This window comes from Mucilaginibacter sp. P5_A6, from assembly GCF_056400585.1.
This window is the reverse complement of record NZ_JBFUKZ010000002.1, coordinates 140,362-162,509: the sequence shown is the minus strand read 5'-3', so window position 1 is coordinate 162,509 and position 22,148 is coordinate 140,362. Positions and strand designations below refer to the sequence as shown.

Annotated in this window: 18 protein-coding genes; 7 read left to right on the top strand and 11 right to left on the bottom strand. The window is 42.7% G+C overall.

The genetic code is table 11. The features are described from left to right. Window positions 1-20: 20 nt before the first annotated feature. From AC1DO4_RS02765 to AC1DO4_RS02735, 7 genes are all read right to left on the bottom strand, one after another. The gene (locus AC1DO4_RS02765) at window positions 21-2,360 is read right to left on the bottom strand and encodes a glycoside hydrolase family 3 protein (protein WP_477412740.1); all 2,340 of its coding nucleotides are present in this window, start codon (window positions 2,358-2,360) and stop codon (window positions 21-23) included. A 150-nt stretch (window positions 2,361-2,510) separates the two neighbouring features. Continuing rightward, on the bottom strand, window positions 2,511-4,895 hold the full coding sequence (locus tag AC1DO4_RS02760) for a glycoside hydrolase family 3 C-terminal domain-containing protein (RefSeq protein ID WP_477412738.1): 2,385 nt from the start codon (window positions 4,893-4,895) through the stop codon (window positions 2,511-2,513). A 338-nt stretch (window positions 4,896-5,233) separates the two neighbouring features. After that, on the bottom strand, window positions 5,234-5,974 hold the full coding sequence (locus AC1DO4_RS02755; protein WP_477412736.1) for a tyrosine-protein phosphatase: 741 nt from the start codon (window positions 5,972-5,974) through the stop codon (window positions 5,234-5,236). A gap of 2 nt (window positions 5,975-5,976) precedes the next feature. Then, on the bottom strand, window positions 5,977-7,029 hold the full coding sequence (gene rfbB / locus AC1DO4_RS02750) for a dTDP-glucose 4,6-dehydratase (RefSeq protein ID WP_477412734.1): 1,053 nt from the start codon (window positions 7,027-7,029) through the stop codon (window positions 5,977-5,979). 16 nt (window positions 7,030-7,045) lie between these two features. Next, window positions 7,046-8,068 carry a UDP-glucose 4-epimerase GalE gene (galE, locus tag AC1DO4_RS02745; RefSeq protein ID WP_477412732.1) on the bottom strand — a complete coding sequence of 341 codons (1,023 nt, stop codon included), beginning with the start codon at window positions 8,066-8,068 and terminating at the stop codon, window positions 7,046-7,048. Window positions 8,069-8,113: 45 nt separating this feature from the next. Continuing rightward, on the bottom strand, window positions 8,114-9,097 hold the full coding sequence (locus tag AC1DO4_RS02740; protein ID WP_477412730.1) for a UDP-glucuronic acid decarboxylase family protein: 984 nt from the start codon (window positions 9,095-9,097) through the stop codon (window positions 8,114-8,116). Further along, window positions 9,097-9,321 carry a hypothetical protein gene (locus AC1DO4_RS02735; RefSeq protein WP_477412728.1) on the bottom strand — a complete coding sequence of 75 codons (225 nt, stop codon included), beginning with the start codon at window positions 9,319-9,321 and terminating at the stop codon, window positions 9,097-9,099. Before AC1DO4_RS02735 ends, AC1DO4_RS02740 begins: the two co-directional genes overlap by 1 nt. A gap of 6 nt (window positions 9,322-9,327) precedes the next feature. Between AC1DO4_RS02735 and AC1DO4_RS02730 the strand changes: the two genes are divergently transcribed. Then, a complete protein-coding gene (locus tag AC1DO4_RS02730) occupies window positions 9,328-10,551 on the top strand; it encodes a 3-deoxy-D-manno-octulosonic acid transferase (protein ID WP_477412726.1) in 1,224 nt (407 codons plus the stop codon). A 28-nt stretch (window positions 10,552-10,579) separates the two neighbouring features. Here the strand turns inward: AC1DO4_RS02730 and ruvX are convergent, their stop codons facing one another. Continuing rightward, the gene (gene ruvX, locus AC1DO4_RS02725; RefSeq protein WP_477412724.1) at window positions 10,580-10,990 is read right to left on the bottom strand and encodes a Holliday junction resolvase RuvX; all 411 of its coding nucleotides are present in this window, start codon (window positions 10,988-10,990) and stop codon (window positions 10,580-10,582) included. A gap of 232 nt (window positions 10,991-11,222) precedes the next feature. Between ruvX and AC1DO4_RS02720 the strand changes: the two genes are divergently transcribed. The 5 genes from AC1DO4_RS02720 to AC1DO4_RS02700 all read left to right on the top strand — a co-directional run bounded on the left by AC1DO4_RS02720 (window position 11,223) and on the right by AC1DO4_RS02700 (window position 17,198). Then, complete coding sequence (locus AC1DO4_RS02720) at window positions 11,223-12,368, top strand: DNA polymerase III subunit (protein WP_477412722.1); 1,146 nt, start codon at window positions 11,223-11,225, stop codon at window positions 12,366-12,368. Between the two features lie 2 nt (window positions 12,369-12,370). Further along, a complete protein-coding gene (gene ricT, locus AC1DO4_RS02715) occupies window positions 12,371-13,837 on the top strand; it encodes a regulatory iron-sulfur-containing complex subunit RicT (protein WP_477412720.1) in 1,467 nt (488 codons plus the stop codon). Window position 13,838: 1 nt separating this feature from the next. Further along, window positions 13,839-14,321 (top strand): gliding motility lipoprotein GldH, encoded by a 483-nt coding sequence (locus AC1DO4_RS02710; RefSeq protein ID WP_477412718.1) that lies wholly within the window; start codon window positions 13,839-13,841, stop codon window positions 14,319-14,321. A 91-nt stretch (window positions 14,322-14,412) separates the two neighbouring features. Then, the gene (locus AC1DO4_RS02705) at window positions 14,413-15,696 is read left to right on the top strand and encodes a tetratricopeptide repeat protein (protein WP_477412716.1); all 1,284 of its coding nucleotides are present in this window, start codon (window positions 14,413-14,415) and stop codon (window positions 15,694-15,696) included. 131 nt (window positions 15,697-15,827) lie between these two features. Continuing rightward, window positions 15,828-17,198: a DNA recombination protein RmuC gene (locus tag AC1DO4_RS02700; protein WP_477412714.1), complete on the top strand. Its 1,371-nt coding sequence runs from the start codon at window positions 15,828-15,830 to the stop codon at window positions 17,196-17,198. Window positions 17,199-17,207: 9 nt separating this feature from the next. On the opposite strand, the gene AC1DO4_RS02695 is transcribed toward AC1DO4_RS02700, so the two are convergent. The 3 genes from AC1DO4_RS02695 to nadA form a co-directional block, all read right to left on the bottom strand. Further along, entirely contained in the window at window positions 17,208-17,657 is a 450-nt protein-coding gene (locus AC1DO4_RS02695; RefSeq protein WP_477412712.1) for a hypothetical protein, read from the bottom strand. After that, the gene (thiL, locus tag AC1DO4_RS02690) at window positions 17,658-18,704 is read right to left on the bottom strand and encodes a thiamine-phosphate kinase (RefSeq protein WP_477412710.1); all 1,047 of its coding nucleotides are present in this window, start codon (window positions 18,702-18,704) and stop codon (window positions 17,658-17,660) included. A 369-nt stretch (window positions 18,705-19,073) separates the two neighbouring features. Then, window positions 19,074-20,066, bottom strand: coding sequence for a quinolinate synthase NadA (gene nadA, locus AC1DO4_RS02685; protein ID WP_477406008.1), 993 nt, complete (start codon window positions 20,064-20,066; stop codon window positions 19,074-19,076). Window positions 20,067-20,473: 407 nt separating this feature from the next. Between nadA and nadB the strand changes: the two genes are divergently transcribed. Next, a complete protein-coding gene (gene nadB / locus AC1DO4_RS02680; protein ID WP_477412708.1) occupies window positions 20,474-22,066 on the top strand; it encodes an L-aspartate oxidase in 1,593 nt (530 codons plus the stop codon). Window positions 22,067-22,148: the final 82 nt, after the last annotated feature.

Here is a 22,148-nt window from a genome sequence, read left to right as displayed (position 1 = left end):
TGTATAATGGGTATATAAATCTATGGCTTTTTGCTGCTATTTTTATATTTTGCGGTACGGGCATCATTAATTATGCCTTTCCAGTTTAGCCCATAACCGAAATCATAAACGTGGCCCTGGTCGTCGGTATAGCATTTCATATCATGCGGCACATCTTCAAACTGCTGCTCCACGGTTTTCATATCGGCAGGCATTTGCAATGGCAGCAGTGCCGATGGTTCGGTTTTCCCGGTCAAAATATCCAACGTGGCCTGGCCCTGTACACCAAAATCAACTACAATAGCGTTCGCATTTTTCTCAAATTCAGAGAACACCATGGGGTTGGCCATATTTACCGAAACGATAACCGGCTTGCCTTTCATTTTAGCATAGGTATCATTCACCATCCCCAGGTCGGTAATATTTATCGCTGTTGACGACTTGCCTTTATAGGTACGATTAGTAAATTTCTCCAGCGGATCGCCCCCGGCAATACTGGATGCACGTGCATCTGTAGCTGTATATTCGCTGTATTGCAGGCTGATAGGCACATAGCCCGTCCCTCCGCTTTTGGCATCCTGGCTGCTATAGCCGCCACCACTGTTCGGGCTGTTAATGAATACTAAAGCGTAGTCGGCTTCATCGGCATTTTCGGTTACCTTAAAATATTTTTTTACCGTTTCCATATTCACCGGGTATTCCAGCTTTTCAGGTGTTTCCATTCCCAGGAAATTGCGCCCGGCCGGGGTGAATTTTTTTGGTATATACACCGTTTTTCCTTTTTGCAACGGTAAAATATTAGCCTTGTTCTTCAGCATTACTATCGACTTAAGCTGTGCCTCATAGCCCGCGTTCATAAACTCGGGGCTGCCCACTGTCGTTTTTGAAGTTTCAATATCCAGGTAAGGATTCTCAAACAACCCTGTTCTGAATATATTCCTCAGCAACCGCACAGCCGACTGCTCAAACCTTGCCCGCATAAAAGACTCACCGTGTTCTTTTACACCCATCTGGTAAGCGGCCACAACAGGGGCAACCTCGTTATTGCCACCAAACTGATCGACCCCAGCCATCAAAACCTTATAATGACGCTGCGCTACGGATAGCCCTTCTACTCCCCATGATTTTCCCGACAGGAAAACATCAACCGCGGTTTCATCACCGGTAACCAGCCAATCGGTGCAAACCACACCATCAAATTTGTATTTTTTGCGAAGCAGATCATTAATGATATAAGAGTTGTAATTGTTGGCTACATTCTCTTTGTTCTTTAGATCCTGGTTAAATGATATGGTATAATAAGGCATTACTGATGCCGCCATTCCGGTTTTGCCGCTCAGCTTAAAAGCACCCTCGGTAAAGGGGATTAAATGCTGCTTAAAATTATTGCCTGGGTAAACCGCGTACTTGCCATAGCCATAATGTGCATCGCGACCACCTTCCCCGGCACCACCACCCGGCCAGTGTTTTACCATGGCATTTACACTGCCATAACCCCAGCCGCCATTAATTTCTTTATCGCCTGTTGAAGTTTGAAAACCATCAATATAACCACGCGCCATATCGGCCGAAAGTTGTGGATCTTCGCCAAAAGTACCACTTACACGTGCCCAGCGGGGCTCGGTTGCTATATCAACCTGCGGTGATAAGGCCGTAGCAATACCCAATGCCCTGTACTCTAAGGCAGCGATGTGGCCAAAGCTCTCTACTATCTTTGGATCAAACGTAGCGGCAAACCCCAATGATCCGGGCCACATGGAAATTGCACCACCTGCTCCGGCGTTATACTCGGCAGTGGCAACAGTTCCATGGCGTGGATCGGAACTGTTATTATTTGGAATCCCCAACCCTAAGCCTTCTACAAAGGCCTGCGCTTTATTGTTCCATTGGGCGGCAATCCCCGGACTTTGTACCGAAGTGATCAGCACGTGCCTTACATTGTCTTTTTCTAAAAACTGTTTTTGCTGATCGGATAAATCGAATGGTTTAGCAGCGCTTTCGGCAAATACCTTCCCGCCATAGGTTCCTTTAAAAGGCCCTGCAGGTGCGGCAGGTATCGGCTGATGCCTGCTATACAGCATCAACCCGGCAATTTGCTCAACGCTCATTTTTGATGCCAGGTCCTTCGCCCGTATATCTATCGGCAGGCGCCAGTCTTCGTACTTATCCAGCTTGCCGTTCTTATTCAGATCTTTAAAAGCCAGGCCGTCAACGGTTAATATTTTAACTCCGGATGTGGCAGAATAACCTATTTCCTGCCCGCCCGTATTAGTTACAAAAACAATATCTCCGGTTGTCTTTTCTGTCCATTTGACTTGCGCTATGGCAGCAGTAGCTGGCAGCAGCGATAGCAGCGCAATAAATTTTAATTGATTAGCCATGAAGTTTATACTGGTTGATGTGTATTTATGGTTGCCTTGTACCTATAAATGCCTTTGCAACTTAAGCTGCAAAGGCATTATAATGATACGGTTCAGGCTTAATTTAAAGCATTTTCTTTTGTTTCTAATCTCCTGACTCTTTCCCCGGCTCTATTTTAACTTCATTTCGTTAATAGTAACCTGTGGCGTTAATACTTTGTTTACTTTTTCAACAGTAATATCTTTTGCCAGTTTAAAGGATGCTTTTTCTTCTATCGCCCTTGACGAAGCGCCTACCCTGATCTCGTATTTACCTTCATCGGCAATCCAGGCCTGCCTGCTGGTGTAAAAAGATGCAAGGTCGGCTGCTTTTATAATAAAGGTCATGGTTTGCGATTCTCCGGCTGCCAGTAAGCGGGTTTTGGCAAATGCCCTTAACTCCTGCTCGGGTTTATCCAGATCTTTTTTAGGGGCGCTGATATAAAGCTGCACCACTTCTTTACCTGCAATATCGCCGGTGTTTTTAATGGTGATGGTTGCTTTAATGCTTTTCGTAAAATCGGTTGAGCTCAACTTCAGATCACTGAATTTAAATTTGGTGTATGATAAACCATAACCAAACTCATATGCCGGTTTAACTTTAGCTGCATCGTAATAACGATAACCCACATAGATGCCTTCCCCGTAAGTAACAGACTCTGGCTTTTCCACTGGTGTACCTGGGAAATTATTTGCCGATGGTACATCCTTATAGTCCATTGGGAAAGTGGTAGCCAGTTTGCCCGATGGATTTACCTTACCACCCAGAATATCCGCAATAGCGTTACCTGCTTCAAGGCCGGGTTGCCATGCCAATAATATTCCATCTACGTCATCGCGCCAGCTGGCAACATCAATAACACCACCTATGTTCAATACAACTATTACTTTTTTACCTTTTGCATGAAATGCGGCAGCTACATTCTTGATCAGGCCCTTTTCTGCATCATTCAAATAAAAATCGCCATCCAGTTTCCTGTCTGCACCTTCGCCGGCGTTTCTGCCAATGGTGATCAAGGCTTCATCTGCGCCGGCGGCTTCATCTGCTACTATGCCGTTCACATCCATTTCGGGAATAGGGGCGGGGTGATCAAAAAAGTTTTTAGGTTTCGGCTGTTTTAGCTTCATATCTGCCAGGTAGGTACCGTAGTTTTTAGATAAGGTTTCCTGTAATTTAAACCCGGCATTGGCCAGCCCCTGCATTAACGATATGGTGTAAGCTTTGTTAACATCGCCGCTGCCTGTACCACCAGCAATAATATCATAACTTGTATTACCAAATACTGCTATCCTTTTTGCCGGAAGAAATGGTAGTGCATGATCCTCATTTTTAAGCAAAACCATGCCCTGCGCTGCGGCCTCGCGCGATACTTTGGCATGAGCTTCAAGATCGGGCGCATCGGTGTATTTATATTTTGTAAACGATGGTGATTTAATAATTACATTCAGCATCCGTTCCACATTCGCATTCAGTTGTTTTATATCGAGCGCGCCGCTCTTAACGGCAGCCACAATAGCTTCTGATTGGCTGGGACTACCTGGCATAATAAGGTCGTTCCCGGCCTTCATTTGCGCTACAGGATCTTGTCCTCCAAACCAATCGGTCATCACAAACCCTTTAAAGCCCCATTCGTTTTTTAAGACAGTGGTAAGAAGATCACGCCTTTGTGAAGTAAATGTGCCGTTAAGTTTATTGTATGACGACATTACCGTCCAGGGTTGCGATTTTTTTACAGCAATCTCAAAACCTTTCAAATAAAGTTCGCGCATGGCTCTTTCACTCACAATTGTATTGATAGAGTTACGGTTTGTTTCCTGGTTATTAGCCGCATAATGCTTAATTGAGGTACCTACGCCATTTGATTGCACGCCTCGTACAATTGCCGCCGTCATGTTACCGGCAACCAGCGGATCTTCTGAATAATATTCAAAATTACGGCCGCCAAGCGGGTTGCGATGAATGTTTAAACCTGGCGCCAATAATATATCCACGCCATATTCGCGCACCTCGTTACCGAAGGCTACTCCCACCTTGTTTACAAGTTCGGTATCCCAACTACTGGCCAGCAGTGTTGCAACCGGAAAAGCGGTAGCATAATACGTTTTTGATTTATCGTCGTTGCGAACAGGCTCGATACGTAATCCTGCTGGTCCATCAGATACGGTCATGGAGGGTATTCCCAAACGGTCGATACCGTGTGTCCGGCCGGCGGCACCCGGAACTTTCTCTGGAATATTATACGCATCAGGATCAGATGGGGGCAATTTGAAGCCTCCAATATCTATCGACTCTGGCTTTTTTCCTTTTACCGGCGGCGGCATACCGGGCATTTTAAAGCCCATGCCCACAACCAGCTTTGATTTTTCTTCTAACGTCATCGCAGCAACTATCTGCTTAACATTGTTTGCGCTTAGTTGCAGCGGCGGTTTTTTACTTTGAGCCTGCGCCGTGGAGTTAAAACTTCCGGCAGCCCACATTATTACAATAGCAACACTAAATTTGTGGCTTATTTTCATGATTAAAGGTTAAAAAATTGTTTTTAATAATTGGTTATAACTTGTTTATTAACAGCAAATAACACCATTGCGTCAACATAACACAATAGTATATATTATCTTTTGAAATTGCAACTGTTTGGGGGAAGGATTTTTGGAGGACGAAGGACGTTCGGACCAAGGACGTTCAGACAAAGGACTCAAGATGGAATGACAGAAGGCCAATTGGGATGGGACGAAAAACGCCTAAAATAAAAAAGACACCTTTATCGGGTGTCTTTGCTCTTTAATCTTTTTATCCTTTGTCTTTCGTCTGATAGTCCTTCGTCCGAAAGTCCAAAAATCCTTGCTCTTTTGTCCTAAAAAAGAAGTGTATTCTTCAGCGGAGTATCAAAAAGAAGTTTTTCGATATAAGTAGTGCGCAGGGCATCTTTTAGCGCCATGGCATGTTTTTCGTGGTGCATATCGCTTGATATGAAATCAATCAGGTTATTGTCTACAAGCATTTCAGCCTGCCTTTTTACATCTTTACCGTAGTAGCCGGTTAGCGAAATGGTATTCAATTGCATGCTACATCCCCAGCCCTGTATATTTTTGTATTGTTCAAGATCCAAATATGGGTATCTTTCGGGGTGGGCCAAAATTGGTTTATACCCCATATCGTTCATTTTTTGTATTACAGGTATAACGTTGGGTGGTTTATTTATAAAAGAAAACTCAAACAGCGCGTAATTATCGCCCATTGTCATTAATTTTCTATCGTTTACACGCTCTTCAAACGTTTCATCAAAATAATGTTCTGCGGCTGTTTCAATAGGTATATCTATATTTTCTTTTTTTAATTCAGCTTTTAGTAACTCCAGGGAATCCGCGATGGTTTCTGGTGTGTTCCGGTAAAAATCGATCATAACGTGGGGGGTAGCAATAATCTTTTTTATCCCCAGTTCCATCATCTTACGAATAAGTATAATTGAATCCTGCGGAGTTTTTGCACCATCATCAATGCCGGGTAAAACATGCGAGTGCATATCAACCATTATTGATTCATAGTTGAAGGTTATTTCCTTACGCTCTTTTTTCTTTTTAAATAACCCAAACATAATTACCGGTTAGTGTACTGTCCTTTATAATATTGCTGGTAATTTCCTGATGTAACATTTTGCAGCCATTCTTCATTGGCAAGATACCAATCTACGGTTTTTTCCAGTCCTTCTTCAAAAGTTATTGTGGGCACCCAACCCAATTCGTTCTTCAATTTTGACGCATCTATTGCATAACGCAGATCATGACCAGCCCTATCTGTTACATAATTGATCAGCTTTGCCGATTCACCGGTCCCGCGGTTCAGTTTTTTATCCAATATCGTACACAATAAATTAATCAGGTCTATATTTTTCCACTCGTTATGGCCTCCAATGTTGTAGGTTTCACCTGCGTTAGCCTTATGAAATATAAGGTCTATCGCCCTTGCATGGTCCTCTACCCAAAGCCAGTCACGAATGTTTTCTCCCTTACCATATACAGGAACAGGCTTATTTTGTTTGATATTGTTTATTGCCAGCGGAATCAGTTTCTCCGGAAAGTGAAAAGAACCGTAGTTATTTGAACAATTTGATATCACGGCATTTAGTCCGTATGTATCCTGGTAAGCCCGTACAAAATGATCAGAACTGGCTTTTGATGCCGAGTATGGCGAATGCGGATCATAAGCGGTTTCCTCGGTAAACATTCCATCTTCTCCTAAAGTACCATAAACCTCGTCTGTTGATACATGGTAAAAGCGGGTTTCACCATAACGCCCTTTCCAGCTTTCACGGGCAACATTCAACAGGTTAACGGTACCTACAACATTTGTCATTACAAACTCAAGCGGGTTGGTTATTGACCTATCCACATGCGACTCCGCCGCAAGATGTATTACAGCATCCGGCTTTTCGGTATCAAAAAGGTTATTTATAAATTCAAGATCAACAATATCGCCCTTTATAAACCTGTAATTCGGCTCGTTTTCAATATCTCTTAAGTTTTCGAGGTTACCTGCATATGTTAATTTATCTAAATTAATGATAGTATAATTTGGATACGTTTTAACAAAGCGGCGCACCACGTGTGAGCCTATAAAACCAGCGCCTCCCGTAATAATGATCTTTTGCATTTAGCTGAATATTAGTTTATAATGGGTTTTGAGATATGTATTTTTCCCACTCCCAGGCAGATGACATCATAGTTTCTATATCCAACTCAGTCTTCCAGCCTAACTTTTTGGTTGATTTGGTTACGTCGCCCCAAACCTTCTCTACATCACCGGCACGACGGGGGCCAATTTCGTAATTCACTTTTACACCCGTTGCGCGTTCAAACGCCTTTATAACACCCAATACGGTATTGCCCTGGCCTGTCCCTAAATTAAACACATCGTAGCCTTTGTACTCATCTTTCTCTAATAACCTAAGTGCTGCAACGTGAGCTTTAGCTAAATCTACAACATGTATATAGTCACGGATACAGCTACCGTCCGGGGTATCGTAATCATTGCCAAAAACAGTAATTTTCTCGCGTTTGCCTATGGCCGTTTGGGTAATAAATGGCACCAGGTTTTGGGGCACACCTATTGGCAGTTCGCCTATAAGTGCCGTTTCATGGGCACCAACAGGGTTAAAATATCTTAACGATACAACCTTATAGCTGCTTGTGCCTGATGCGATCATATCTTTCAACATCTCCTCGGCAATTTGTTTTGTGTTGCCGTAAGGCGATTGGGCAGGTTGCACGGGAGCCTCTTCTGTAACCGGTAATTGTGTCGGCTGCCCATAAACGGTACAGCTTGATGAAAACACAAAATTTAATGGTTTGCCATAATAGGCTTCCAATAAATTAATGAGCGAATAAAAATTATTGCGGTAGTATTTAAGCGGTTTTTGTACCGATTCGCCTACTGCCTTAAAAGCTGCAAAATGAATGATCCCTGCAACATCTGGTTCGGCAATGGCCAGGGCTTTTACGCCGGCTTCATCACAAAGGTCGAGTTTATGAAAAACAGGTTTGTAGCCAATGATCTTGGCCAGCTGTTCTAAAATTTTGGGGTCCGAGTTTGAAAGGTCGTCAACAATAACAGGTTCGTAGCCTGCATTTACCAATTCAACAACAGTATGGGAACCAATAAAACCAAGGCCTCCGGTTACTAATATTTTCATTTTTTTTAGATGTTTTAAGCTATTGCCTTTAAATAAATTATGTTGCTATTTGTTATAGTATGTAAAATCCTTGTGATTTATCTCCGTTTCGGGTAACGATTTAAAGTAATCGAGGGTGATCTTTAAACCCTCGCTCCGCGAAACTTTTGGCTCCCAGCCTAATATTGCCCTGGCCTTGGTAATATCCGGGCGCCGCTGTTTGGGGTCATCGGTGGGTAGTGGCAGGCTGATCAGTTTCTGATCTGTACCCGTTAACTTAATAATCTCCTCCCCAAACTGCCGGATGGTTATTTCATCCGGGTTACCTATGTTCATCGGCTGGGCATAGTCACTATGCAGCAGCCGGTAAATTCCTTCAACCAAATCATCTACATAGCAAAACGAGCGGGTTTGTGAGCCATCGCCAAACATCGTCAATGATTCGCCCCGTAATGCCTGCCCAATAAAGGCCGGTAATACACGCCCGTCATTCAGTCGCATTCGCGGACCATAGGTGTTAAATATACGGATGATGCGTGTCTCTAACCCGTGGAAGGTATGATAGGCCATCGTTATCGCTTCCTGGAAACGTTTGGCTTCATCATATACCCCTCTTGGACCAACAGGGTTTACGTTACCCCAGTACTCCTCGGGTTGTGGATTAACATTCGGATCGCCATATACTTCGGATGTGGAAGCGATCAGCATCCTGGCTCCTTTTGAGCGGGCCAAACCCAACAGGTTGTGGGTACCCAATGAGCCAACCTTTAACGTTTGGATGGGAATCTTTAAATAATCAATAGGGCTTGCCGGTGAAGCAAAGTGAAGAATATAATGCAGTTCGCCCGGAACAAACACAAATTTGGAAACATCGTGGTTATAAAACTCAAAATTCTCCAGTTTAAACAGGTGCGATATATTCCGCAGATCTCCGGTTATCAGGTTATCCATGCCTATTACATGATAATCTTCCTTGATAAACCTGTCGCATAAATGCGAACCTAAAAAGCCTGCGGCTCCTGTGATTAATATTCGTTTCCGGTTTGACATTAACTTATTTCTTTGTGTACGATGCTTTTATAATAAAAACCCCTATAATTTTTTCTCCTGTAAAAGTCATAAAAATTACGCCCGTCAAATATAACAGGTGCATTTAACTTTTCTTCCATAAAATCAAAATCAGGGGTACGCAATACCGGTACAAGACCCGGCTCACGAGTGGGCATTAATAAATATTTGTTACTACTTTTAACCCCGGCTAAGATAATGAACATATTTAAATGATATTACTATATAATATTGGGTTAAGGCTATATTTTGTTGCCGTCTATATAACTGCGTTTTTTAATAAAAAAGCAAGTCAATGGRTAAAGGGGCGGAAAGATCAGCAACTGGTACCCATAAGCAACAGTATTTGGTTTCATTTTGCTTCACTTGGCGAATTTGAACAGGGGAGACCCATTTTAGAAGCTCTAAGAGCCGTACATCCCGGTAAAAAAATCGTGATCAGTTTTTTTTCACCATCGGGATACGAGATCAGGAAGAATACTCCACTGGCCGATTTTGTGTATTATCTGCCTTTAGATACAGCAAAAAATGCCTCACTGTTTATCAACTCCATGCAACCCGAAATAGCTGTTTTTACCAAATATGAATATTGGTACCATTATTTTAATGAGTTGCATAAGCGCGATGTGCCTTTATACATCATATCGGGCATTTTTAGGCCTAAACAAATCTTTTTTACGTGGTACGGCGGCCTTCACCGTAAAATATTGGGTTTTGTAACCCGTTTTTTTTTACAAGATGAATTGTCAAAGCAACTGTTGCAAAATATAGGTTTTACTAACATAACAGTAAGCGGCGATACCCGTTTCGATAGGGTATGGGCCAATGCGCAAAACCACAAAGAAATACCCGTTATTACCCAATTTGCTAATGGTAAAAAAGTATTTATTGCAGGCAGCACCTGGCCCCAGGATGAAGCTTTGCTGGCCGTGCTACCCGCACTATACCCGGATTGGAGGTTCATTTTTGCACCGCATGAAATTGGCGAAGAAAAGGTAAATAACCTGGTAGGTTTATTACCTAAAGGTACAGCAATAAAATATTCCGAATTAATTCAAAAAGAGGGTCTCTTCGCCCATCATTTACCATTCTCCTCTGTCGTTATAGATAACATCGGAATGCTCTCCTCCTTATATGCTTACGGAGATCTCGCTTACATTGGCGGTGGTTTTGGCGTAGGCATCCATAACACATTGGAAGCCGCAGCATTTGGCCTGCCAATAATATTTGGCCCCAATTATCAAAAATTTAACGAAGCCAGGGAATTAGTTGCCCTAAAGGCCGGATTTTGCATTAACGATGTTGGACAGCTTAAGGGTATTGTTGATACTCTTGCAACCGATGAAGCATTTTATACTATTACCAGTAAAAAGGTCATGAATTATGTAAAGGAGCATACCGGGGCTACAGATAGTATTATGGCGCAGCTTGGGTAAATACTCTATCCGTAAATATTGATTGTTATTAATATGATTTGCTCATATAAGACTGCAGCAATATCACCGCCGATATGGTATCAACCAACTCCTTATTTTGCCGGCTTTTTTTATTCATCCCGCTTTGTGCTATTACCGCCGAAGCCATTTTGGATGTAAAACGTTCATCAAGCATCTCAACGGGAATTTCGGGAAATGTTTTTTTTAGCAGGCCAACAAACCCTTTTACATGTATGGCCGATTGGGATGGCGTGTTGTCCATCTGTTTTGGTTCGCCTACTACAAAGCGCTCAACCTGCTCGGTTTTAAAGTAGGTTTTCAGGTAGTCTACAATGTGCATGGGGTGTACTGTATCCAGCCCGGTGGCGATGATCTGTAAGGGATCCGTAACCGCAATACCTATGCGCTTGGTGCCGTAATCAAAAGCCATGATTCTCATTAGATATGAGATGTGAGATGTGAGACGTGAGATTTCATTGGGTGTAAAGATAGGAGATGTGAGATATTAAGGGGTGAGATTTTTTTGCATTTGGATAAAATGAGTTTTTCTTAATAAAAAGGCAATGCAGATTAGCCGGGAGCGCGGCTCCTGTCTCAAATCTCAAATCTCACATCTAAAATCTGATCCCGTCATATCTCACTTCTCAAATCTAATTCCTATTTTGCACCAAATGCAGTTTAAGCAAATAGTAGGACAAGAAGCAACCAAACAACGGCTGCTTAACTCGGTGACAGAGAACCGGGTAAGCCATGCACAGTTGTTTTTAGGCCCCGAGGGATCGGGCAGCCTGGCGCTTGCTGTTGCTTACGCCCAGTACCTGTCCTGCGAAGATAAACAGGCCGATGACTCCTGCGGCACATGTTCATCATGCCGCAAGTACAATAAACTAATGCACCCCGATCTGCATTTTTCGTACCCGTTTTTCGCCAAACATAAGGATGATACCGCGCTTACTTTTATTGAGCAATGGCGGGATGCATTTACCGCTAACCCCTACATGAACCTGGATACCTGGCGCGGATACCTGGATGCCGAAAACAAACAGGCCAACATTAACATTGCCGAATGCCACCAGATTATCAAAAAACTCAGCTTTAAACCATTTGAATCGGTTTACAAAGTCCTGATACTTTGGCTGCCGGAATATTTGGAAAAAGAGGGGAATGCGTTGCTGAAAATCATCGAGGAGCCTCAGCCAAACACCCTTTTTATTCTTGTGGCCCAAAACCAGGACCAGATACTGAACACCATTCTATCGCGTACACAACTAATAAAAATCCCGTGCCTGTCTTCGCAGGATGTGAAGCAATACCTGATCACAGAACATAACCAAACCGAGGATGCGGCTGCCGAAATAGCCTACCTTACCAATGGCAACTTAACCGAGGCGCTAACCATGCTGCAGCAGGATACAAAGAGTTACCATAGCCTGTTTGTACAATGGCTTCGCTTATGTTTTGGCAACAAAGGGCTGGAGGTTTTAACTTTTGTTGACCAATTTGCTAAAATGGGACGGGAGAATCAAAAGAACTTTTTGCGATATGGCATCAGCTTTATCCGCGAGTGTTGCCTGCTAATGGCAGGGGCAGGCAATCTGGTGCACCTACCGGCCAAAGAACTGGAAACAGCCCAAAAAATGACTAACGTGCTCAATATAGAAAAAGCGCAGGATATATGTACCGAGCTTGAAAAAGCACATTACCATGTAGAGAGAAATGCAAATCCCAAAATTTTATTTTTAGATGTATCTTTACAGATTATAAAAATACTGAATTTAAAAACCATCCCTTCGGGGAGTCAATATATGCCAAATTAATTATGGGATGTGGAAGTTGTTCAACAGGGGGCGGATGCTCCCCTGCGGGCTGCAAAAGTAACGGCTCGTGCCTTACAAATGGTTGCAGCAAATTAGATGTTTACGATTGGCTATCCCACATGGATATGCCAACCAATTATAAACCGTTTCCGGTTATCGAAGTAAAATTCAAAGGTTCGCGTAAGGAGTTTTTCCTGAATAATGATAATATTTACCTTGAAGCCGGCGAACTGGTAGCTGTTGAAGCTACTACCGGGGGCTATGATATTGGCCACGTTTCTATCACCGGCGAACTGGTACGCATGCAAATGACCAAACGCCATGTTAAGGAGGCCGATGTGGTTAAAAAAATCTATCGCAAAGCCACCGTAGCGGATGTGGATAAATGGAAAGCCGCTAAGGATATGGAATGGGAAACCATGCATAAATCGCGTAAGCTGGCGCTGGATCTTAACCTGAGCATGAAGCTGAGCGACGTGGATTACCAGGGCGATAAAACCAAGGCCACCTTTTATTATACTGCCGAAGGCCGTGTTGATTTCAGGGAACTGATTAAAAAAATGGCCGAAACCTTCCGCATCCGTATAGAAATGCGCCAGATAGGGATGAGGCAGGAAGCAAGCCGTTTAGGCGGCATTGGTTCATGTGGCCGCGAGCTTTGCTGCTCAACCTGGCTAACCGATTTTAAAACGGTTTCTACCTCGGCGGCCCGTTACCAAAACCTTTCTTTAAACACCTTAAAACTTGCCGGGCAATGCGGTAAATTAAAGTGCTGCTTAAATTACGAGCTGGATACGTACATGGATGCGCTTAAGCATATCCCCGATAATGTAAACATTTTGAAGACTGAAAAGGGCGATGCCCGCCTGCAAAAAACCGACATATTTAAAAAAATTATGTGGTTTAGCTACCCCCGCGAGGAATCATGGGTACCTATGCCGATTGCAAAGGTTAAAGAAATTCAGCAACTGAACCGTGAGGGTATTATCCCGGCCGACCTGGGTGAAATGGAAGAAGAAGAAACGCTGATTGTTAAGGCGCTTGATTACGAAAACGTAGTTGGCCAGGATAGCCTGACCCGCCTCGATGACCGGAACCGCAACAAAAACCAAAAGAAGAATAACAATAATAATCGCAATAAAAATCAAAAACCTGGTATCACCGGCGGCGATGGAAAACCTAATAACCAGCCGCGCCCACAAGGAGCAGCTCCTGTAGCCGAAAAGATAGCAGGCGCCCCGGAAGGTAACCGCCCGCAACAGGGAAACAGGCCACCAAAGCAACAGGGTAATCGTCCGCAAAACCAGGGCAATAAGCCGCAACAACAGGGGCCTAAACCCCAGGCGCAGGGCAACAAACCACCCCAGGAAGGCGGCAATAACAACAGGCGTAACAGGCCAAACCGCCCAAACCCTAATAACCAAAACCGTAACAATAATAATCCACCACAGCAGGATACACCACAATAAAATGAAACGGTATATAAAGATACTTTATCCGGCAGCGTCCCTTTTAATGATAGCGCTGCTGGGTAGCTGTACCGACCCTAAAGCGGTTATTGACACAAACCTGACCTTTGCAGATCATAATTGGTCGTACGTTAACCGGGTTAAATTTGATTGCAGGATAGATGATGAAAAGGCTGCTTATAACCTTTACTTTAATCTGCGCGTTACAGATGCCTATAAATACTCCAACCTGTTTGTGCTCATTTATCAAACCTCCCCCGCTAAACAGGTAAAGGTAACCCGTTACGAAATAAAGCTGGCTACCCGCGACGGCGAATGGCTGGGTAAAGGCTCGGGTAATTTATATAGCTACCAGCTGCCTTTTCAAACCAATGTAAAATTCGCGGCTAAGGGTAATTACCATTTCGAGATTGAGCAAAACATGAGGGATAACCCACTGCATGATGTAAGCGATGTAGGGCTGAGGGTAGCGAAAGTGCAATAAATTGTTTTTCCTGGTATTTAATTTGTCCCCTTTTTTTTTAAATCAAAGTAATATTTTTTACATTAGGTGGCTTATAACCTTGCTTTAGCTAATGAAAAAATTATTCCTTATCACACTCCTTTTTCCGTTGCTTGCCGATGCACAAATAAATGCCGATAGTGCAAAGTACCAGAGCACAATTAAGTACTATACCAAGGCCATTACCCAAAACCCTAAAGATGCCGGCTATTATTACAAAAGAGGAATGGCTCAATATGGCCTCGAAGACTATAAAGCCGCCCTGGCAGATTTGAACCAGAGTATTACCCTTGATGCCAAAAATGAAGATGCTTTTATAGACAGGGGACGCACCTACGATAGTTTGAAAGACTATAAAAACGCTTTGGCCGATTATTCAAGCGCTATAGCATTAGCACCAAAAGATGCTGTTGCTTTTTATAACCGGGGACTTGCCAAAGCACACCTGGATGATTATAAAAATGCATTGGCCGACTATAACCAGGCCATAATTCTTAACCCTAAAGATGCAGATGCGTTTAACGAACGGGGCATCTGTAAAAAACACCTGGAAGATTACAAAGGCGCCATTGCCGATTATACACAAGCTATTGTGTTAAATCCTAAAGACAGCTATCCTTACTTTAACCGGGGGCTTTTAAAAAACACCTTAAAAGACTATAAAGGCGCTATAGCCGACTTTGACCAAACTGTTATACTAAATCCAAAACATGCCGATGCCTGGTATAGTCGCGCAGGCGTTAAACGCACGCTTGAAGACTATAGGGGCGCAGTGGATGATTATACAAAATATATTATGCTTGAGCCCAAAGACCCGGATGGCTATAACGGCCGGGGTTTAGCTAAATTGGACCTGGACGATTTCATTGGCGCTAAAGACGATGACAACAAAGCTATCGCGCTCGACCCCAAATATTCGGCTGCTTACTATAACCGTGGTCTTGCTAACGATGGGATAAATGATTATAGCGAAGCTATTGATGATTATACAGCCTACATCAACTTAAACCCTAAAGATGCCGATGGCTACTTTAAGCGCGCCAATACCAAATTAGACCTTGAGGATTATAAAAGCGCTATTGACGATTACAACCTGACGTTAAGTATTGATCCACAGTATAGCAACGCATACTATAACCGCGCCCTCGTAAAAAGGAAGCTGGAGGACTATAAAGGAGCTATTGACGATTATACCAAAGTTATAACCCTGGAACCTAAAAATGATGATGCTTATAATAACCGCGGATATGCCAAACATTTATTGAATGATAAAACCGGAGCCTGTGCCGATTTTAATAAAGCAGTTTCCATGGGCAATAAACTGGCCCCTGAGAATATTACTAATTTTTGCAAGTAAAATACTGCTTATCCTATTTATTTTCACGCTGATTCATTGATATTGCGCTATATTTTGCAATACTGATTTTGTATATATCTTCTTTCCATTACTAAAAATATTAACTTAAATTTGCTAATATTTTTATCAAAATGAGTGCTGATATTATAATGATCGCTTCAGTAGTTATCCTGCTGATAGCTGTTTTATTGTTCATCAAAAAACCAAAGACTGTTGAATTAATTTCGGCCGGTGAACTGAATAAACTCCGTACCGAGAGCGACCAGCTTAAAATTGCATTGGCCAAAGCCGAGGAAAAAGCCAGCGGCTTAGCCAACGAAAAAGAAAACATCACCCTGTTTTTAAAAGAAGATAAGGACCGCATCCTGGATGAACTTTTTCAGGAACGGGCCCTGCTTGCACAAGCCAATCAATCGCTGGAAAGCGCCCGGGCCTACTATAAATCGCAACAGGAAAAAGTTCAGGAACAAAAGGTGGAAATTGAGCAGATCCGCGTGCAGTTTCAGCGCGAGTTTGAGAATGTGGCCGAAAAACTGCTCAAAGAAAAATCAAAGGAATTTATTGATGTAAACCGCAGCAACCTGGATCTGATCCTTAATCCGCTCAAAGAAAACCTGAAGGCCTTTGAGGATAAGGTAGAGAAGGTTTACAACATGGAAGCCGCCGAGCGCAATACCCTTAAAGGCGTAATTACCCAACTGATGGACCTCAACAAACAAATTAGCGATGAGGCGCAGAATTTAACAAAAGCTCTTAAGGGTGATAACAAAAAACAAGGCAACTGGGGCGAGGTGATATTGGAGCGGGTATTGGAGCGCTCGGGGCTGGTTAAAGACCAGGAGTACCGCATCCAGGCGGCTATGCAGGCCAATGATGGCACGCGTTACCAGCCGGATGTAATCATTGACCTGCCGGATGAAAAGCACCTGGTTATCGATTCAAAAGTATCCCTCATTGCCTATGAGCGACTGGTTAATGCCGATACCGAAGAAGACAGGAAGCTTTTTGCCAAAGCACACGTCGAATCTATCCGGGCCCATATCAACGGATTGTCGGCCAAAAAATATCACGATCTCTATAAAATCAATTCCCCGGATTTTGTTTTGCTTTTTGTGCCGATAGAATCATCCTTCAGCATAGCCGTACAACTGGATGGCGAATTGTTCAACTACGCCTGGGATAAAAAGGTTGTGATAGTAAGTCCGTCAACATTGCTGGCTACTTTGCGTACCATTGCCAGCATGTGGAAACAGGAGCGTCAGAACCGGAATGTGCTTGAAATTGCACGTTTAAGCGGTGATATGTATGATAAGTTTGTAGGTTTCCTGGGCGATATGGACAGTATTGGCAGAAACATAAACCAAACACAAACTGCTTACAACAGCGCCATAAATAAGCTATCGGACGGCAGGGGGAATTTGACAACCACCGCCGAGAAGATCAAAAAGTTAGGTGCCAAAGCTGATAAGCAAATTGATAGTAAGTTTTTGGGAGAGGACTAAACCCCTGGGTTAATTTACATTAGCTCTCACCCTGCCAAACCACCCTTTTGCCTGCGTGGAAAACAACAACCCCATTGCTATAAGTTCAAGCACCACTTCCAAAATAAACAACCCAGTTAAAAATACAGGTGTTTTAAAAAAAACAGCGGGTTGAACGGCCCCGGTTGGTGCTATTGCCGGATGGGTAATATTTGCAACCAGGACGTAGGAGTTAAATAATATCAGGATAAGCATTACTATCCTTGCCCATTTCCGGCCCTCGCCGGTCATAAAAATGAAGTAAAAAAGGAAGCCGAACAGAAATATAAAAGCAGCCAGGTTAATGCCATCCAGCAAATTGCTGATCATTTGCAGCAGCAACGCAAAATACAGCATAAATGTACCCGCAATCACCTGGTTTGGCACCGCCCCTTCGGGGTGTTTATTCAAATAAAACCAGCCAAAAAACCAGCTTAGCATTTATTCCGATTTTTTAAATGCGTTCCATCCCTGGGCCTTCAACGGGTGCGAGTTGCCAGTCCTCGTGACGAGATTACAGCCCGCTGAAGCCTCGGTGATATGGCCGATGATGGTTATATCCATTTTAAACTTGATCTTGTCGTAGTCGGCTTGTTTAACGGTAAATAGAAGCTCGTAGTCCTCGCCGCCACTCAGCGCGCACACGGTTGGGTCAAGGTTAAATTCGCGGGCTGTTTCAAAGGTCATAGGGTCTAAAGGGATCTTTTCCTCATATATGCTGCAGCCCTTTGCGCTTTGCTTGCAGATATGCATAATTTCGGATGCCAAACCGTCTGATACATCTATCATTGACGTAGGTTTTACATCAATGCTTTTCAATAGTTCAACTATATCTCTGCGGGCTTCGGGTTTAAGCTGGCGTTCAACAATATAATCTTTCCCTTCCAGGTCAGGCTGGATATTGGGATTTTCGAGGTAGATCAATTTTTCGCGTTCCAATAATTGTAAGCCGGTATAAGCCCCACCCAGGTCGCCGGATACACAGATCAGATCACCTTCGCCGGCGCCACTGCGGTAAACAATATCGGCTTCGTCGGCATAGCCTATGGAAGTTACGCTGATTACCAACCCTTGTTTTGATGATGTGGTATCACCGCCAATTAAATCAACATTATATTTTTCGCAGGCAATATAGATGCCTTCGTATAATTCTTCAATAGCCTCTAAAGGGAACTTGCTTGATAAACCTATTGAAACGGTAACCTGCGATGCCGTCCCATTCATGGCGTAAATATCACTCAGGTTTACCTGGATGGCTTTATAGCCTAAATGCTTTAATGGCGTGTAAGCCAAATCAAAATGGATGCCTTCCAACAGCATATCGGTACTTATCAGCACTTTTTTGCCGGTAAAATCCAATACCGCGGCATCATCTCCCACACCTTTAACCGTGCCTGGCTGCCCAAGCTTTATATTTTTTGTTAAATGGTTTATTAAGCCAAATTCGCCTAAGTCTTCTAAATTGGTTCTCTCCTGGTTTTCAAACATATGCTTTATGATTTCACCTATTTATGGTGATTTCACTGGTACTTTTATCTTTACTTAAGGCCGATCATATTTATCAGCCATATAACTATTCTTTTATTAAAATTTCGCGCCGTCGCAAAAAAACGCTTTGATGCCTACCGCCGAAGGCGGGAAATTTTTTTGAGTTTTTAGGCCTTATTATCTATATCCTTTGATAATAAGGCCTAAAAATCTTCACTTAATACTTACTCTTTCCTCTCCACGCGTCATTGCGGTACAGCAATCCCGTACTATACAGGGCAAACCTGCCAAGCTGCTCTGCTTATAGGGGATTGCTTCGTACCTCGCAATGACGGGGGGACTTAACGGTTTGCCTATAAGTTGATATAATCACAACCCTAATCTTGCCGATATCTCCAGCATCCTTTCAATAGGCTTTACGGCTTTTTCAATAATATCAGCCGGTACAGTAATCTCCGGCATTTCATTTTTTAAACACAGGTATAATTTCTCCAGTGTGTTACGCTTCATATGCGGGCAATCGTTACAGGCACAGCTGTTGTTTGGTGGCGCCGGAATAAATGTTTTATCCGGGTTTTCCTTTTGCATCTGGTGTAAAATACCTGCCTCCGTAGCAACGATAAATTCCTTATCCGGGTGATTGCCTGCATATTTCAATATCCCGGTTGTTGAGCCAATATAATCGGCCATCTGCAGTATCACCTCCTCACATTCGGGGTGGGCCAGCAGTTTAGCATTGGGGTACCTTTCCTTCAGTTTGGTTATCTTTTCACGACTGAAGATCTCGTGCACCATGCATGCACCATTCCACAATACCAGGTCGCGGCCTGTTTTTTTGGCCACCCAGGCCCCAAGGTTCTTATCCGGTCCAAATATTATCTTTTGATCCTTTGGCAGGCTTTCAACTATCTGTACCGCGTTGCTCGATGTGCAAACAATATCGCTTAAGGCTTTCAGCTCGGCTGTACAGTTTACGTAGGTGATCACCAGGTGATCGGGATAGTTTTCTTTAAACTTTTTAAACAAGTGCGGTGGGCAACTATCTGCTAATGAGCATCCTGCTTTTAAGTCGGGTAATAAAACTTTTTTGTTTGGTGATAATATCTTGGCAGTTTCGGCCATGAAATGTACACCGGCAAAAACAATAATTTCGGCATCAGTTTTTGCAGCCTGCTGAGATAGCCCAAGGCTGTCGCCAATATAATCTGCAATATCCTGAATATCCGGATCCTGGTAGTAATGAGCCAGTATGACTGCATTTTTTTCCTTTTTAAGTTTTTCAATTTCATCAAACAGATCAAGCGTGGGGTCGATGTATTCGTCCACAAATCCTGTCACATTTATTTCTTCGAAGATATCCATTTCAACAAATCAATTAATAACAACTATATTTTTATATAAATAAAACTATTACTTATTATGGTGTTAGTTATGTGCAAAAGTCGCTATACATTTTCTGGTAAAAGTTATTTTTAACTTTTTATTAACACTTTTCCACACTTTTTTATTTTGTATCAGTTTGATTTTGTGAATACTATTAGAATCAAATTTTACTTTTAAAAGTTATATGTTAATATTTTGTTAATGTAGAAAATGTTAGCTTTAGTGTTTAAACTATGCAAAAGTCGCTCAAAAATTATTCATTTCTGCAACAAAATTGGAGGTTATCCACGGTTTCAGTATTTGTTAGCTATTTCTTTACATCAAATTAACATCTTTATACGTGTTATTAACATATCGTGTACATTTACACAACTTATACTTAAAATATGACCCGAACTGTTGATTTCCTGATCGTAGGATCAGGCATAGCCGGACTAAGTTTTGCACTTAAGGCTGCAAAACATGGTAAGGTTCTGATAGTTACCAAATCAAACGAAGATGAATCCAACACTAAGTATGCCCAGGGTGGTGTTGCGGTAGTTGTGGATAAAAAGGAAGATTCTTTTGAAAAACACATAGAAGACACTTTAATTAGCGGCGATGGCCTTTGCGACCGGGAAGTTGTGGAAGCAGTTGTAAAAGAAGGCCCGGAAAGAATTAACGAGATTATTGATTACGGAACCAATTTTGATAAAACAAACGAAGGGTTTTATGACCTTGCAAAAGAAGGCGGCCACTCCGAATTCAGGGTATTACATTATAAGGATGTAACCGGGCTGGAGATTGAACGTTCGTTATTGGAAGAGATCCACAAGAATCCAAACATCGAGATCTTAACCCATTATTTTGCTGTCGATCTGATCACCCAGCATCATTTAGGTGAGCTGGTGGGTAAATCGAGTACGGATATTACCTGTTATGGTATTTATGCTTTTAACACCGAAAGTAATGTTGTTGAAAAGATATTATCTAAGGTTACTGTAATGGCATCAGGCGGCGCCGGGCATATTTATTCAATTACTACCAACCCAACTATTGCTACCGGCGATGGAATTGCCATGGTGTACAGGGCAAAAGGTAAGGTGCGTAATATGGAATTTATCCAGTTTCATCCTACCGCTTTATATAACCCGGGCGAATATCCTTCTTTCCTGATATCTGAAGCTGTGCGTGGTTTCGGGGGAATATTAAAACGTACCAATGGAGAAGAGTTTATGCAGGAGTATGATCCGCGTAAATCATTGGCACCAAGGGATATAACAGCAAGGGCTATTGATGCCGAGATTAAAAAATCGGGGGAGGATTTTGTTTACCTGGATATCAGGCACAGGAGTAAAAAAGACATTTTAAATCATTTCCCTAATATATATGCCAAATGCCTGGAGATTGGTATCGATATGACCAAGGATATGATCCCTGTGGCGCCGGCCTGTCATTATATGTGCGGTGGTGTAATGGTTGATCATGTTGGCCAATCGTCTATATTAAGGTTATATGCCTGTGGTGAGTGCTCATCAACTGGTTTGCATGGAGCTAATAGGCTGGCTTCCAATTCGTTATTAGAAGCTTTGGTGTTTGCACACAGGATTTATGAGGATGCTATCAGTAAATTTAATGATTTTGTGATACCTGGTAACATACCTGATTGGGATGAGCACGGTGTACAACTATCAAATGAAGATATCCTGGTTACACACAACGTACGCGAGATGCAGAAGCTGATGAATGACTATGTGGGCATTGTACGGTCTGATTTCAGGCTGGAAAGGGCCATGCGCAGGTTGGGCTTATTGTACGAAGAAACAGAGTCTTTCTACAAAAAAACCAAGCTATCCGTAAAACTTTGCGAGCTACGTAATTTAATCCAGGTATCATTTATTGTAGTAAAATCGGCTATGTTACGCAAAGAGAGCAGGGGATTGCATTATACTACGGATTATCCTGTGCATGCAGAGGAAGTGAAGGATACGGTGTTTTAGGAATGGGAAGATTTCTTTACTTTACACTCCCGTCATTGCGAGGAGGTACGACGAAGCAATCCCCGATATGCAAAGTCAACGT

Coding starts and splice junctions, on each gene's coding strand:
- AC1DO4_RS02765 (WP_477412740.1), bottom strand. CDS start 2,360: ATGGCTAATCAATTAAAATTTATTGCGCTGCTATCGCTGCTGCCAGCT.
- AC1DO4_RS02760 (WP_477412738.1), bottom strand. CDS start 4,895: ATGAAAATAAGCCACAAATTTAGTGTTGCTATTGTAATAATGTGGGCT.
- AC1DO4_RS02755 (WP_477412736.1), bottom strand. CDS start 5,974: ATGTTTGGGTTATTTAAAAAGAAAAAAGAGCGTAAGGAAATAACCTTC.
- rfbB (WP_477412734.1), bottom strand. CDS start 7,029: ATGCAAAAGATCATTATTACGGGAGGCGCTGGTTTTATAGGCTCACAC.
- galE (WP_477412732.1), bottom strand. CDS start 8,068: ATGAAAATATTAGTAACCGGAGGCCTTGGTTTTATTGGTTCCCATACT.
- AC1DO4_RS02740 (WP_477412730.1), bottom strand. CDS start 9,097: ATGTCAAACCGGAAACGAATATTAATCACAGGAGCCGCAGGCTTTTTA.
- AC1DO4_RS02735 (WP_477412728.1), bottom strand. CDS start 9,321: ATGTTCATTATCTTAGCCGGGGTTAAAAGTAGTAACAAATATTTATTA.
- ruvX (WP_477412724.1), bottom strand. CDS start 10,990: ATGAGAATCATGGCTTTTGATTACGGCACCAAGCGCATAGGTATTGCG.
- AC1DO4_RS02720 (WP_477412722.1), top strand. CDS start 11,223: ATGCAGTTTAAGCAAATAGTAGGACAAGAAGCAACCAAACAACGGCTG.
- ricT (WP_477412720.1), top strand. CDS start 12,371: ATGGGATGTGGAAGTTGTTCAACAGGGGGCGGATGCTCCCCTGCGGGC.
- AC1DO4_RS02710 (WP_477412718.1), top strand. CDS start 13,839: ATGAAACGGTATATAAAGATACTTTATCCGGCAGCGTCCCTTTTAATG.
- AC1DO4_RS02705 (WP_477412716.1), top strand. CDS start 14,413: ATGAAAAAATTATTCCTTATCACACTCCTTTTTCCGTTGCTTGCCGAT.
- AC1DO4_RS02700 (WP_477412714.1), top strand. CDS start 15,828: ATGAGTGCTGATATTATAATGATCGCTTCAGTAGTTATCCTGCTGATA.
- AC1DO4_RS02695 (WP_477412712.1), bottom strand. CDS start 17,657: ATGCTAAGCTGGTTTTTTGGCTGGTTTTATTTGAATAAACACCCCGAA.
- thiL (WP_477412710.1), bottom strand. CDS start 18,704: ATGTTTGAAAACCAGGAGAGAACCAATTTAGAAGACTTAGGCGAATTT.
- nadA (WP_477406008.1), bottom strand. CDS start 20,066: ATGGATATCTTCGAAGAAATAAATGTGACAGGATTTGTGGACGAATAC.
- nadB (WP_477412708.1), top strand. CDS start 20,474: ATGACCCGAACTGTTGATTTCCTGATCGTAGGATCAGGCATAGCCGGA.